Raw genomic sequence first — 11347 nt, forward strand, 5'->3', positions numbered from 1 at the left:
CTCCTCCTACAACCAGCCGTACGCGGTCAAAGTGTCGTGCGGGTTCGGTGGGCCCATGGACGAGGTGCCGATGATGCTGTTGCCGTCGATACCGACGATGGTCTGGGGCGGCAACATCCGGCTCATCGGCCGAGGGCTGGGTCTCGAGATCGACGAGATCACCGAAGAAGTGGAGCGGCTTCCGCTCGAAGACTCGGTCGACACGGTGATGGGCCGGTTCGAGAAGGGCACGCAGGGTGCGTTCTGGCTCAAGGTCATTGGCTGGGCCGGCGGACGTGAGCGGATCGTCATCGACCACATCACCCGCATCCATGCGTCGTGTGCGCCGCAGTGGCCGCAACCCGACGAAGGAATCGGTGACCATCGCGTGATCGTCGACGGCGATCCGCAGCTGACCATCGTCAGCCGTGCCGACGTGCCTGGTGGAACCCGCGCCGACGGCGGCAACACCACCGCAGCGAATCGGCTGCTCGGCGCGATCGACTGGCTGGCCACCCAGAAGCCGGGCATCTACGACGGCCTCGATGTTCCGCTGCATCCGCCGCTGCCCGCGGAGGTGGAAGCGCAGCGCTGGGCTGACTAGCGCGGCGCGGGGCTGCCGCAGCGCGGGGATTGACTCTTCATTCACGGCACAGTTGTGCGAGTAGCCAACGCCCTCCGCGCAGAGTCAACGATCAAGACCTGCGAGGCAGTCGCGATCTGTACACCAGGGTCGTGATCCCCCCGTCAATCACGACCATGGTGTAGATATCGCGACAGCTTGTCGGAATGAGCGGCCCGGTATTTCTGTTCAGGTAGATCGCAATTATGTTTCGGGGCGCTGGTGTCAATCGACTCGGTGGCGGACTGGCCCCGGGCGTCGCCGCAGCCCACGCTGACGTGTGAAGATGGAAACGATGAGCCACGCCGACTTGAGCCCTACCACCCTGCGGGAAGCGTTCGGGCACTTCCCCTCGGGAGTCATCGCCATCGCCGCGGAGATCGACGGCACGCGGGTCGGGCTGGCCGCCAGTACGTTCATGCCCGTCTCGCTCGATCCGCCGCTGGTGTCATTCGCCGTGCAGAACACGTCGACCACATGGCCCAAGCTCAAGGACCTGCCCTACCTGGGCATCAGCGTGTTGGGCGAGGCGCATGACGAGGCCGCGCGCACACTGGCCGCCAAGACGGGCGACCGGTTCGCCGGCCTGGAGACAGTGTCCACCGAGACCGGTGCGGTGTTCATCAAAGGAACCAGCGTGTGGCTGGAGAGCGCGATCGAACAGGTGGTCCCCGCCGGGGACCACCTCATTGTCATTCTGCGTGTCAGTGACATCACCGTGCATCCTGAGGTGCCGCCGATTGTCTTCCACCGCAGCACGTTTCGCCGGCTGGGCATATAACCCAGCCGGCTATCGGCTCTTTGTCAGGGACGCGCGCTGAGTTCTTCGCGATAACCCTTGATGCGCTGCTCGATCTCGGCAGCTTCATCGTTGCGGCCCTCTTTGCGGGCCAGTTCGGCGCGGCTGGTTAGTTCGCGAATCGCCGTGCGAATGTCGTTGATGCTATGGGGTTCTCGCATGTTCACAGGGCTGCCTTTCGTCGTTGATTGGCCGCTCTATGAAGGGTACCCGCGATCAGCTCCGCCGGAACAACTTGTTCCCCAGCCACACCACAGGGTCGTACTTGCGGTCGGCCGCGCGTTCCTTCATCGGAATCAGCGCGTTGTCGGTGATCTTGATGTGTTCGGGGCACACCTCGGTGCAGCACTTGGTGATATTGCAGTAGCCGAGGCCGTTGTCGTCCTGCGCTTGCTCGGGGCGACGGTCGAGCGTGTCCAGCGGGTGCATGTCCAGTTCTGCCTGGCGCATCAGGTAGCGCGGCCCGGCAAACGCCTTCTTGTTCTCCTCGTGATCACGCACCACGTGACAGGTGTTCTGGCACAGGAAGCATTCGATGCACTTGCGGAACTCCTGTGACCGGTTCACGTCCTCCTGGGCCATCCGGTACTCACCGGGCTGCAGATCCTTCGGCGGCGTGAACGACGGGATCTCCCTGGCCTTTTCATAGTTGAACGACACGTCGGTGACGAGGTCTCGGATCACCGGGAAGGTCCGCAGCGGGGTCACGGTGACGGTCTCGGCCTCCGTGAAGATCGACATCCGCGTCATGCACAGCAGCCGCGGCCTGCCATTGATCTCCGCCGAGCACGACCCGCACTTGCCCGCCTTGCAATTCCACCGCACGGCGAGATCACCGGCCTGCGTCTGCTGCAACCGGTGGATGATGTCGAGCACCACCTCGCCCTCGTTGACCTCGACGGTGAAGTCCTGTAGCTGGCCGCCGGCATCGTCACCGCGCCACACCCGCAATTTCGCTTGGTAGCTCATCAGCTTCTCCTTGCCGGGTGGTTGGCGAGTTCTTCAGGGGTGAAGTACTTCTCCAGCTCTTCGATGTCGATCAACTCGAGCAGGTCGTCGCGCATCGGCACCTGGTCCTCGCGGGTGATGTTCACGTCGGGCACGACCGTGTCACCTTCAGCGCGGCACACCAGCAGGGTTTTGCGCCACCCCGAATCCATCGACGGGTAATCGTCGCGGGTGTGGCCGCCGCGGCTCTCGGTGCGTTCCAGCGCGGCCTTGGCCACACACTCGCTGACCAGCAGCATGTTGCGCAGGTCGACGGCCAGGTGCCAGCCGGGGTTGAACTGCCGGTGGCCCTCCACCTTCATGTTCTTGAAACGCTCGCGGAGCTCGTTCAGCTTGCTCAACGCCTCGGACACCTCGTCGGCCTTGCGGATGATGCCGACCAGGGTGTTCATGGTGTCCTGCAGGTCGAGCTGCAAGGTGTAGGGATTCTCGGCCGCGTCGCCGTTGCTCGGTCCCTCGAACGGCGCCAGCGCCAGCTTGGCCGCCGTCTCGAGTGCGTCGTCGGAGACTGCAGGCCGATCGGACATTGCGCGCACGTAGTCTGCGGCGCCCAGCCCGGCGCGACGGCCGAACACCAGCAGGTCCGACAGCGAATTGCCGCCGAGCCGGTTGGAGCCGTGCATGCCGCCCGAGCACTCACCCGCCGCGAACAGCCCGGGCGTCTTGGCGGCGCCGGTGTCGGGGTCGACCTCGATGCCGCCCATCACGTAGTGGCAGGTCGGTCCGACCTCCATCGGCTCCTTGGTGATGTCCACCTCGGCCAGCTCCATGAACTGGTGGTACATCGACGGCAGCCGGCGCTTGATCTCCTCGGCCGGCAGTCGCGACGCGATGTCGAGGAACACGCCGCCGTGCGGTGAGTTACGGCCGGCCTTCACCTCGGAGTTGATCGCGCGTGCCACTTCGTCACGCGGCAGCAGATCAGGCGTGCGGCGAGCCGAGTCGTTGTCCTTGAGCCACTGGTCGGCCTCGTCGATGGATTCGGCGTATTGCCCCTTGAACACCGGCGGGATGTAGTCGAACATGAACCGCTTGCCTTCGGAGTTCTTCAGCACCCCGCCGTCTCCGCGCACACCCTCGGTGACCAAGATGCCCTTGACGCTGGGCGGCCACACCATGCCCGTCGGGTGGAACTGGACGAACTCCATGTTGATCAGCGTCGCGCCTGCACGAAGCGCGAGTGCATGCCCGTCGCCGGTGTACTCCCACGAATTCGACGTCACCTTGTAGGACTTGCCGATGCCGCCGGTGGCCAACACCACCGCGGGCGCCTCGAAGAGAATGAAGTCGCCGGTCTCGCGCCAGTAGGCGAACGCCCCAGCCACTCTTTTTTCACCGGCGGCGCTGTCCAAGATCAGGTCGGTGACCGTGCACTCATGGAAGACCTTGATCCGCGCCTCGAAGTCGCCGAGTTCGGCCTTGTCTTCCTGCTGCAGCGAAACGATCTTCTGCTGCAGCGTGCGGATTATCTCCAGGCCCGTGCGGTCACCGACGTGCGCCAGCCTCGGGTAGGTATGACCGCCGAAGTTGCGCTGGCTGATGCGCCCGTCCTTGGTGCGGTCGAACAGTGCGCCGTACGTCTCGAGTTCCCAGACGCGGTCGGGCGCCTCTTTGGCGTGTAGCTCGGCCATGCGCCAGTTGTTGAGGAACTTGCCGCCGCGCATGGTGTCCTTGAAGTGGACCTGCCAGTTGTCCTTCGGGTTGGTATTGCCCATCGCGGCCGCGCAGCCACCCTCGGCCATCACCGTGTGGGCCTTGCCGAACAACGACTTGGTGATGACGGCGACTTTCAAGCCCCGTTCGCGCGCCTCGATGACAGCACGCAAACCAGCGCCGCCGGCACCGATGACGACGACGTCGTACTGGTGCCGTTCGACCTCAACCATAAACCCTCACTATTCGCAGAAAAATGTGTGGTGAAAACCCGTGTCAGCCAATGAATCTGAGATCTGAAATCGTGCCGCTGGCGACCAGCATGATGTAGAAGTCGGTGAGCATCAGGGTGCCGAGCGTGATCCACGCATACAGCTTGTGGCGGTTGTTGAGCACGCTCACCTGCGACCAGAACCAGTAGCGCACCGGATGCTTGGAGAAGTGCTTGAGCCGGCCTCCGACGATGTGCCGGCACGAGTGGCACGACAGCGTGTACACCCACAGCATGACCACGTTGACAACCAGAATTACGTTGCCCAAACCGAATCCGAAGCCGGTGGGAGAGTGGAACGCGACGATCGCGTCGTAGGTGTTGATCACCGAGATGATCCCGGCGGCGTAGAAGAAGTAGCGGTGGGTGTTCTGGATGATCAGCGGAAAGCGGGTCTCGCCAGTGTATTTCGCGTGCGGTTCGGCGACGGCGCATGCGGTCGGCGACTGCCACACCGACCGGTAATAGGCGCCGCGGTAGTAGTAGCAGGTCAGCCGGAACAGCAGCAGGAACGGAAGTGACAAGGCCGCGAACGGAATCCACCACACGTCGGGGATGATCTGCGGCCAGAAGTGGCTCGCTTCTGGGAGGCACCCCTTGCTCATGCACGGGGAGTAAAACGGCGTCAGGTAGTTGTATTCGGCTACGTAGTAGTTGTTCTGAAGGAACGCCCGCACCGTCGCGTAGATCACGAACGCGGCGAAGCCCAAATCCACGATCAGTGGTGACTGCCACCACCGGTCAGTGCGCAGGGTGCGCTGCGGTATCTCGGCACGGCCTGGCGAGTAGACGCCGGTCGCCTTGCGGTCGGCGGTGGGTGCGCTCACAGTTCCCTCTCGGTGTTGATGTATCCCGGCGCGGCCGCGATCACGAGCTCATCGGGTGCCGCCGAGACCCTCGTCGTCGACATCGCGCCAGAAGTCGGTGTCGTACTGGGTGTCCGGGATCGGGATTCGCTCGCCGCCGTGATGGTGATGGGTCACGCCGCGGGCAAGCTCCAGCTCTTCGGCGTCAATGTCCAGCCGATCGATGTCGTTGAGGATGCGTTCGGCATCGTTGACGATGCGCCGCGTCGCGGGGCTGTCCCCGTATTTCGACGCCAACGACGTCACGCAGCGTCGTAAGCTGCCGATTAGCTCGTGCAGCTCGGTGAGTTCGGTTGTGGCGGACAAATTGACCTCCTTGGGCTGAAGGGTGTCAGCGATCACAGTACGACACCCGATGCTAGCTACATCATGCTGTTCAGAGTGAGACAGATCACGTCAGACAAGCGGAGGTAGGACATTGTCCAACGAGGTTCTCAAGGAGCGGGCCGACGCCTTGCTGGCTTTGCACCAGCCCGGTGACCCGGTGTTCTTGCCGACGGTTTGGGATGCGTGGTCGGCCAACCTCGCGGTCGAGGCGGGCTTTGCCGCACTCACTGTTGGCAGCCACCCGGTGGCGGACTCCATCGGCAAGGCAGACCAGGAGGGCATGACGTTCGACGAGCTGCTCACCCGCGTCAAGCAGATCACCGCGGCCGTCGACGTGCCTATCTCGGTCGACATCGAATCGGGCTACGGACAGGCGCCCACCCGCCTGATCGAAGGCCTGCTGGACGCAGGCGCTGTGGGGCTGAACATCGAGGACACCGTGCACAGCGAGGGTGGCCGGCTCCGGTCGGCCAGCGAGCATGCCGAACTCGTCGGCGCGCTGCGCGCGGCTGCCGATGCGTCAGGCGTGCACGTGGTGGTCAATGCGCGCACCGATCTGTTCCTCCGCCAGGACGGCGACGAATCGGACCGCGTCGACCGCGCCATCGCGCGGCTGACCGAGGCGGCCGCGGCCGGCGCCGACGTGCTGTATCCGGTGGGGCGCCACGACGCAGACACGTTGCGGCGGTTGGCTTCTGAGCTGCCACTGCCGATCAATGCGATCGCATTGCCAGACCAGGACGACCCGGCATCGTTCGGACCGCTCGGAGTGGGACGGATCAGCTTCGGCCCGTTCTTTCAATGGGCGTTGGCGGCGCGGGCCCGGGAAATCCTCGGCCGTTGGACGTAGGAGAAGTGCGAATCCGCGCCTAAGCCGTTGGCGAGAAGCGAATGCTTGTCTCCATGGCCGAGGACATGTGGGGCACGGGCGACTACAAATCCGTAGCCGACAAGGTGGCGTCCATCGGGGAAATCCTGGTGGCGTGCGCGGACATCGGTCCTGAAATGGACGTGCTCGACGTCGCGTGCGGCGCAGGCAACGCAAGCATCCCTGCGGCCAAGCGCGGGGCTCGTGTCACCGGTCTGGACTTCTCACCGGGTCTGCTCGAGATCGCGCGCCAATGCGGGACGGCAGCGAATTTGGACATCGAGTGGGTCGAGGGTGACGCCCAGGCCATGCCGTTCGGCGACCGCAGCTTCGATCGCGTGATCTCGGCCATCGGGCACATGTTCGCCCCGGACCACAGACGCACCGCGAACGAGCTGCGCCGCCTGTGCCGCCCGGGTGGGCGCATCGCGATCGCCTGCTGGACGCCCGAGGGCAACATCGGCGAGATGTTCCGGCGGCTCGGCGGCATCTCGCCACCGCCGCCCGACGGCTTCGAACCCCCGCTGCTGTGGGGAACCGAGGATCACGTGCGCGAGCTGCTCGGTGACGGAGCCGAATTCGAGCGCCACGAGGTCGAGTGGAACGAGCCCTCACCCGAAAGCTATGCACACTTCATGGAGACGAGCTTTCCCCCGCTGATCGCCGCGCGGGCCGAACTCGGAGACCAGCTGGTTCACGAGACGTTTTTGGGCTGGGTCAACGACGCAAACGAAGCCGCCGACGGGTCGTTGCGGTACCGGGGCGAGTATCTGGCGGCGGTGGTCGGCGCCTAGGCATAACTTGAGTCGAATACGCTCATGTTCCAGCTGGGCGTTCGCCGAAAGTGAACGGCTCACATCGCGATGGCGGCGGCGGTGAGCACACCGTGATCGGCGCTTCACATGGGGCGACATTGCGGCAATATCGGCTGCTTAGCCTTCTGCACATGCGGTCAGCAAGAAACGTCGTGGTGGTCGGCCATGGCATGGTCGGTCACCGGTTCGTCGAGGCGTTGAGATCGCGCGATCCCGACGGCGGCTGGCGGGTCACCGTGCTCGCCGAGGAAGCCGACGCCGCCTATGACAGGGTCGGGCTCACCGGCTACACCGAACACTGGGACCGCGATCTGCTCGCTCTGCCGGGCAACGATTACAGCGGCGACGACCTCGTCGACCTTCGGCTCGGCAGTCCCGTCGCTGAGATCGACCGCGCTGCGAAGGCGGTGGTGACTGCGGACGGGGAGCGCGTCGACTACGACGCGCTGGTGTTGGCCACCGGCTCGTACGCGTTCGTCCCGCCGGTGCCCGGGCACGACCTACCGTCCTGCCACGTCTACCGCACCCTCGACGATCTCGACGCGATCCGCGCCGACGCTATGCGTGCCGTCGAGAACGGTCATGCGCCCGCAGGCGTCGTGATCGGCGGCGGCCTGCTCGGCCTTGAAGCCGCGAACGCGCTGCGCCAGTTCGGGCTGCAAACCCACGTCGTGGAGATGGCGCCACGGCTGATGGCCCAGCAGCTGGACGAGGCAGGCGGTGCCCTGCTCGGCAGGATGATGAGCGAGCTCGGCATCGTGGTGCATGTCGGCGTCGGTACCCAAGCTATCGAGCCGGCGCAACGCAACCGGCCCGTCCGGCGGTCCGCCGAGGACAACTCGGTGCGGGTGACGCTGAGCGACGGGACGGTCATCGAGGCCGGCCTCGTTGTCTTCGCGGCGGGTGTGCGTCCGCGCGACGAGTTGGCAAGGGGGGCGGATATCGACGTTGCCGAGCGCGGGGGCGTGCTCACCGATTTGTCTTGTGCTACAAGAGATCCCAACATCTATGCGATCGGCGAGGTTGCCGCCATCGAGGGCCGCTGCTACGGCCTCGTCGGCCCCGGCTACACCAGCGCCGAGGTCGTCGCCGACCGGCTGCTCGGCGGCGCCGCGGAGTTCCCCGAGGCCGACATGTCGACCAAGCTCAAGCTGCTCGGCGTCGACGTCGCCAGCTTCGGCGACGCGATGGGCCAGACGCCGAACTGCCTCGAAGTGGTGGTCAACGACGCGGTCAATCAGACCTACGCCAAGCTGGTGCTGTCCGACGATGCCACGACGCTGCTTGGCGGCATCCTGGTCGGCGACGCATCTTCGTACGGCGTGCTGCGGCCAATGGTCGGCGAGAGGCTTCCCGGCGACCCGATGGCGTTGATCGCCCCGGCCGGATCTGAAGGTGGCGCAGGGGCATTGGGCGTCGGCGCACTTCCGCCCACCGCGCAGATCTGCTCGTGTAACAACGTCACCAAGGGTGATCTCACCGAGGCCATCGCGGGTGGCTGCTGCGACGTCCCCGAGCTGAAGAAGTGCACGCTGGCGGGCACCTCGTGCGGCTCATGTGTGCCGCTGCTCAAGCAGCTGCTGGAAGCCGAAGGCGTCGAGCAGTCGAAGGCGCTGTGTGAACACTTCAGCCAGTCGCGGGCGGAGCTGTTCTCGATCGTCGCCGCGACGTCGATCCGGACCTTCACCGGGCTGATCGAACGCTTCGGCACCGGAAAGGGTTGCGACATCTGCAAACCCGTGGTCGCGTCGATCCTGGCGTCCACGAGTTCGGAGCACATCCTCGACGGTGAGCAGGCCTCGCTGCAGGACTCCAACGACCACTTCCTGGCCAACATCCAAAAGAACGGCAGCTACTCGGTGGTGCCGCGGTCGCCGGGCGGTGAGATCACCCCCGAGCAGTTGATCCTGATCGGCGAGATCGCCCGCGACTTCAACCTGTACACCAAGATCACCGGCGGCCAGCGCATCGACATGTTCGGCGCGCGGGTGGACCAGCTTCCTGAGATCTGGCGACGCTTGGTCGACGGAGGCATGGAGTCCGGCCACGCGTACGGCAAGGCGCTGCGGACGGTCAAGAGCTGCGTCGGCAGCACCTGGTGCCGCTACGGCCAGCAGGATTCCGTCAACATGGCCGTCGAGATCGAGAAGCGTTATCGGGGCCTGCGCGCACCGCACAAGATCAAGATGGCCGTCTCGGGATGTGCGCGCGAATGTGCCGAAGCCCAAAGCAAGGACGTCGGCGTCATCGCCACAGAGCAGGGCTGGAACCTCTATGTGTGCGGCAACGGTGGAATGTCACCCCGGCACGCGCAACTGCTGGCCGGCGACCTCGACGATGAGACGCTGATCCGCTACATCGACCGGTTTCTGATGTTCTACATCCGCACCGCTGACCGCTTGCAGCGCACGGCGCCGTGGCTGGAGGCGATGGACGGTGGCCTGGACCATCTGCGTGAGGTGGTCTGCAACGACTCGCTCGGCCTGGCCGCGGAGTTCGAAGAGGCCATGGAGCGCCACGTCGCCGGCTACGCGTGCGAGTGGAAGGGCGTGCTCGAGGATCCGAACAAGCTGTCGCGGTTCGTATCGTTCGTGAACGCGCCCGATGTAGCCGATCCGACGATCGAGTTCACCGAACAGTCCGGGCGCATAGTGCCCATTGGCATGCCGAAGGTACGGGGATAGCCGAATCATGACTCTGCTCAACGATGTCCAGGTGTGGACGGCCGCGTGCGCGTACGACTACCTGATCCCGTGCCGCGGCGTGGGAGTGCTGTTGGCCGACGGCACGCAGGTCGCGTTGTTCCGGCTCGACGACGGGTCTCTGCATGCGGTCGGCAACATCGACCCCTTCTCTGGGGCAGCGGTGATGTCGCGCGGCATCGTGGGTGACCGCGGCGGGCGGCCGACCGTTCAGACACCGATTAAGAAGCAGGCGTTCGCCCTCGACGACGGCCGATGCCTCGACGATCCTGAAGTCTCGTTGCCGGTGTATGCGACGCGCGTAACCGCCGACGGCCAAGTAGAAGTCGGCGCCTAGTCTGCTCGCGCTCAGGCCGCGATCGGCACCTGGGCGCGGCGAAAGCGGTTTGCGATCAGCCGCACCAACCCGGGATGCAGGCCCAGCGGTTCAGTCACCACGTCGGCGCCGCTGCACCGCAGTCGATCCTGAAACAGCCCTTCCGACAATAGGTATGACGCGACTATCACCCGTCGCGCGCCGCGGCGTCGCAGCGTAGCCACCGCGTCAGCGACCCGCGGTGTACCCGTGGCGGCGAAGGCCAACTCCACACGCGAACCCGTCGTCGCCGATAGCCAGGTCGCCATCATGTGCAGGTCGCGCTGGGCTGACGGATCCGATGTGCCTGCGGCGGCGAGGATCACCGAATCGTCTTGGCGCCAGCCCGATTCGATAAGCCGGTCGGCCAGTACCCGTACCAGCTGCGGCCCAGGGCCGAGCGCCTCGGTGACTGTGACGTCGGTACGTCCGCTGGCCTCGACGTGCGCGGGAATGTCGCTGCTGACGTGATAGCCGCGGGACAGGAACGCAGGCACGACGACCGCGGGCCCGTCTAGCGACGCCAACACCTCGGAGGGCGTCGGGCCGAGCACGTCGACGAACGACACGTGCACCTGCTCGCCAAGCACCGACGAAACCTTGTGCGCGAGATCGCCGATCATCGACACCCCGCGTTGCTTGCGCGTGCCGTGCGCCACCAACAAGAGACTCATAACGCGTGTGACAAATCGTCGTCGACGGTCAGCCGATAGCCGCGCTTCACAACGGTCGAGACAATGTTTTTGTCGCCCAACGCCGTTCGCAGGCGCAGCACCGCGGTCTCCACCGCGTGGGTGTCGGTGCCGCTGCCAGGCAACGCGCCGAGCAGGTCGCTTCGTGACACCACCGCGCCGGGACGATGGGCCAAGGCCCGGATCGTCGCCATTCCTGCCGGCGACAGCGATTTGACCACGCCGTCGACCATCACACAGGTACCGCGAATCTCCAATGTGTGACCTGCCACCCGCACGGTGCGTGATTGCAGCAGCGGCAGTTCGTCGGTGATGTGACGGGCCAACGCGCCCAACCGCATTCGTTCCGGCGCCGAGGTCGGCACGCCCAGCCGCACCAGCGGTCGCGCA

Annotated in this window: 12 protein-coding genes and 1 pseudogene; 6 read left to right on the forward strand and 7 right to left on the reverse strand. The window is 65.3% G+C overall.

Annotation, left to right across the window (positions count from 1 at the left end):
- Positions 1 to 583: pseudogene (locus VFH65_RS08685) on the forward strand (dihydrodipicolinate reductase); the annotation flags it as partial.
- Between the two features lie 313 nt (positions 584 to 896).
- Positions 897 to 1382 carry a flavin reductase family protein gene (locus VFH65_RS08690; RefSeq protein ID WP_353320741.1) on the forward strand — a complete coding sequence of 162 codons (486 nt, stop codon included), beginning with the start codon at positions 897 to 899 and terminating at the stop codon, positions 1380 to 1382.
- A gap of 23 nt (positions 1383 to 1405) precedes the next feature.
- Here VFH65_RS08690 and VFH65_RS08695 read toward each other — a convergent pair whose 3' ends face one another.
- The 5 genes from VFH65_RS08695 to VFH65_RS08715 are packed head-to-tail and all read right to left on the reverse strand — an operon-like array spanning position 1406 to position 5504.
- Positions 1406 to 1561 carry a hypothetical protein gene (locus VFH65_RS08695; RefSeq protein ID WP_353320752.1) on the reverse strand — a complete coding sequence of 52 codons (156 nt, stop codon included), beginning with the start codon at positions 1559 to 1561 and terminating at the stop codon, positions 1406 to 1408.
- Positions 1562 to 1616: 55 nt separating this feature from the next.
- Positions 1617 to 2369 carry a succinate dehydrogenase/fumarate reductase iron-sulfur subunit gene (locus VFH65_RS08700; protein WP_353320742.1) on the reverse strand — a complete coding sequence of 251 codons (753 nt, stop codon included), beginning with the start codon at positions 2367 to 2369 and terminating at the stop codon, positions 1617 to 1619.
- Positions 2369 to 4294 (reverse strand): fumarate reductase/succinate dehydrogenase flavoprotein subunit, encoded by a 1926-nt coding sequence (locus VFH65_RS08705; protein WP_353320743.1) that lies wholly within the window; start codon positions 4292 to 4294, stop codon positions 2369 to 2371. Before VFH65_RS08705 ends, VFH65_RS08700 begins: the two co-directional genes overlap by 1 nt.
- 43 nt (positions 4295 to 4337) lie before the next feature.
- Positions 4338 to 5159 (reverse strand): hypothetical protein, encoded by an 822-nt coding sequence (locus VFH65_RS08710; protein WP_353320744.1) that lies wholly within the window; start codon positions 5157 to 5159, stop codon positions 4338 to 4340.
- Between the two features lie 48 nt (positions 5160 to 5207).
- Entirely contained in the window at positions 5208 to 5504 is a 297-nt protein-coding gene (locus tag VFH65_RS08715; protein WP_353320745.1) for a hypothetical protein, read from the reverse strand.
- 112 nt (positions 5505 to 5616) lie between these two features.
- Here VFH65_RS08715 and VFH65_RS08720 point away from each other — a divergent pair, with 112 nt between their 5' ends.
- From VFH65_RS08720 to nirD, 4 genes are all read left to right on the forward strand, one after another.
- Positions 5617 to 6375 carry an isocitrate lyase/PEP mutase family protein gene (locus tag VFH65_RS08720; RefSeq protein WP_353320746.1) on the forward strand — a complete coding sequence of 253 codons (759 nt, stop codon included), beginning with the start codon at positions 5617 to 5619 and terminating at the stop codon, positions 6373 to 6375.
- Between the two features lie 53 nt (positions 6376 to 6428).
- Positions 6429 to 7187: a class I SAM-dependent methyltransferase gene (locus tag VFH65_RS08725; protein WP_353320747.1), complete on the forward strand. Its 759-nt coding sequence runs from the start codon at positions 6429 to 6431 to the stop codon at positions 7185 to 7187.
- 152 nt (positions 7188 to 7339) lie between these two features.
- Positions 7340 to 9892 (forward strand): nitrite reductase large subunit NirB, encoded by a 2553-nt coding sequence (gene nirB, locus VFH65_RS08730; protein WP_353320748.1) that lies wholly within the window; start codon positions 7340 to 7342, stop codon positions 9890 to 9892.
- Between the two features lie 7 nt (positions 9893 to 9899).
- Entirely contained in the window at positions 9900 to 10247 is a 348-nt protein-coding gene (nirD, locus tag VFH65_RS08735) for a nitrite reductase small subunit NirD (RefSeq protein WP_353320749.1), read from the forward strand.
- A gap of 11 nt (positions 10248 to 10258) precedes the next feature.
- Here nirD and VFH65_RS08740 read toward each other — a convergent pair whose 3' ends face one another.
- Positions 10259 to 10939, reverse strand: a complete 681-nt coding sequence (locus VFH65_RS08740) for a sirohydrochlorin chelatase (RefSeq protein ID WP_353320750.1) — start codon at positions 10937 to 10939, stop codon at positions 10259 to 10261.
- On the reverse strand, positions 10936 to 11347 hold a 412-nt coding region (locus tag VFH65_RS08745; protein ID WP_353320751.1), incomplete at its 5' end, for a winged helix-turn-helix domain-containing protein. The genes VFH65_RS08740 and VFH65_RS08745, both read right to left, overlap by 4 nt.

Origin of the sequence: Mycobacterium sp. (assembly GCF_035697385.1) — a bacterium.
Taxonomy (GTDB): domain Bacteria; phylum Actinomycetota; class Actinomycetes; order Mycobacteriales; family Mycobacteriaceae; genus Mycobacterium.

Bases quoted from the DNA above. Each gene is read 5' to 3' on its own strand.
- VFH65_RS08690 (WP_353320741.1), top strand. From the start codon at position 897: ATGAGCCACGCCGACTTGAGCCCTACCACCCTGCGGGAAGCGTTCGGG.
- VFH65_RS08695 (WP_353320752.1), bottom strand. From the start codon at position 1,561: ATGCGAGAACCCCATAGCATCAACGACATTCGCACGGCGATTCGCGAA.
- VFH65_RS08700 (WP_353320742.1), bottom strand. From the start codon at position 2,369: ATGAGCTACCAAGCGAAATTGCGGGTGTGGCGCGGTGACGATGCCGGC.
- VFH65_RS08705 (WP_353320743.1), bottom strand. From the start codon at position 4,294: ATGGTTGAGGTCGAACGGCACCAGTACGACGTCGTCGTCATCGGTGCC.
- VFH65_RS08725 (WP_353320747.1), top strand. From the start codon at position 6,429: ATGGCCGAGGACATGTGGGGCACGGGCGACTACAAATCCGTAGCCGAC.
- nirB (WP_353320748.1), top strand. From the start codon at position 7,340: ATGCGGTCAGCAAGAAACGTCGTGGTGGTCGGCCATGGCATGGTCGGT.
- nirD (WP_353320749.1), top strand. From the start codon at position 9,900: ATGACTCTGCTCAACGATGTCCAGGTGTGGACGGCCGCGTGCGCGTAC.
- VFH65_RS08740 (WP_353320750.1), bottom strand. From the start codon at position 10,939: ATGAGTCTCTTGTTGGTGGCGCACGGCACGCGCAAGCAACGCGGGGTG.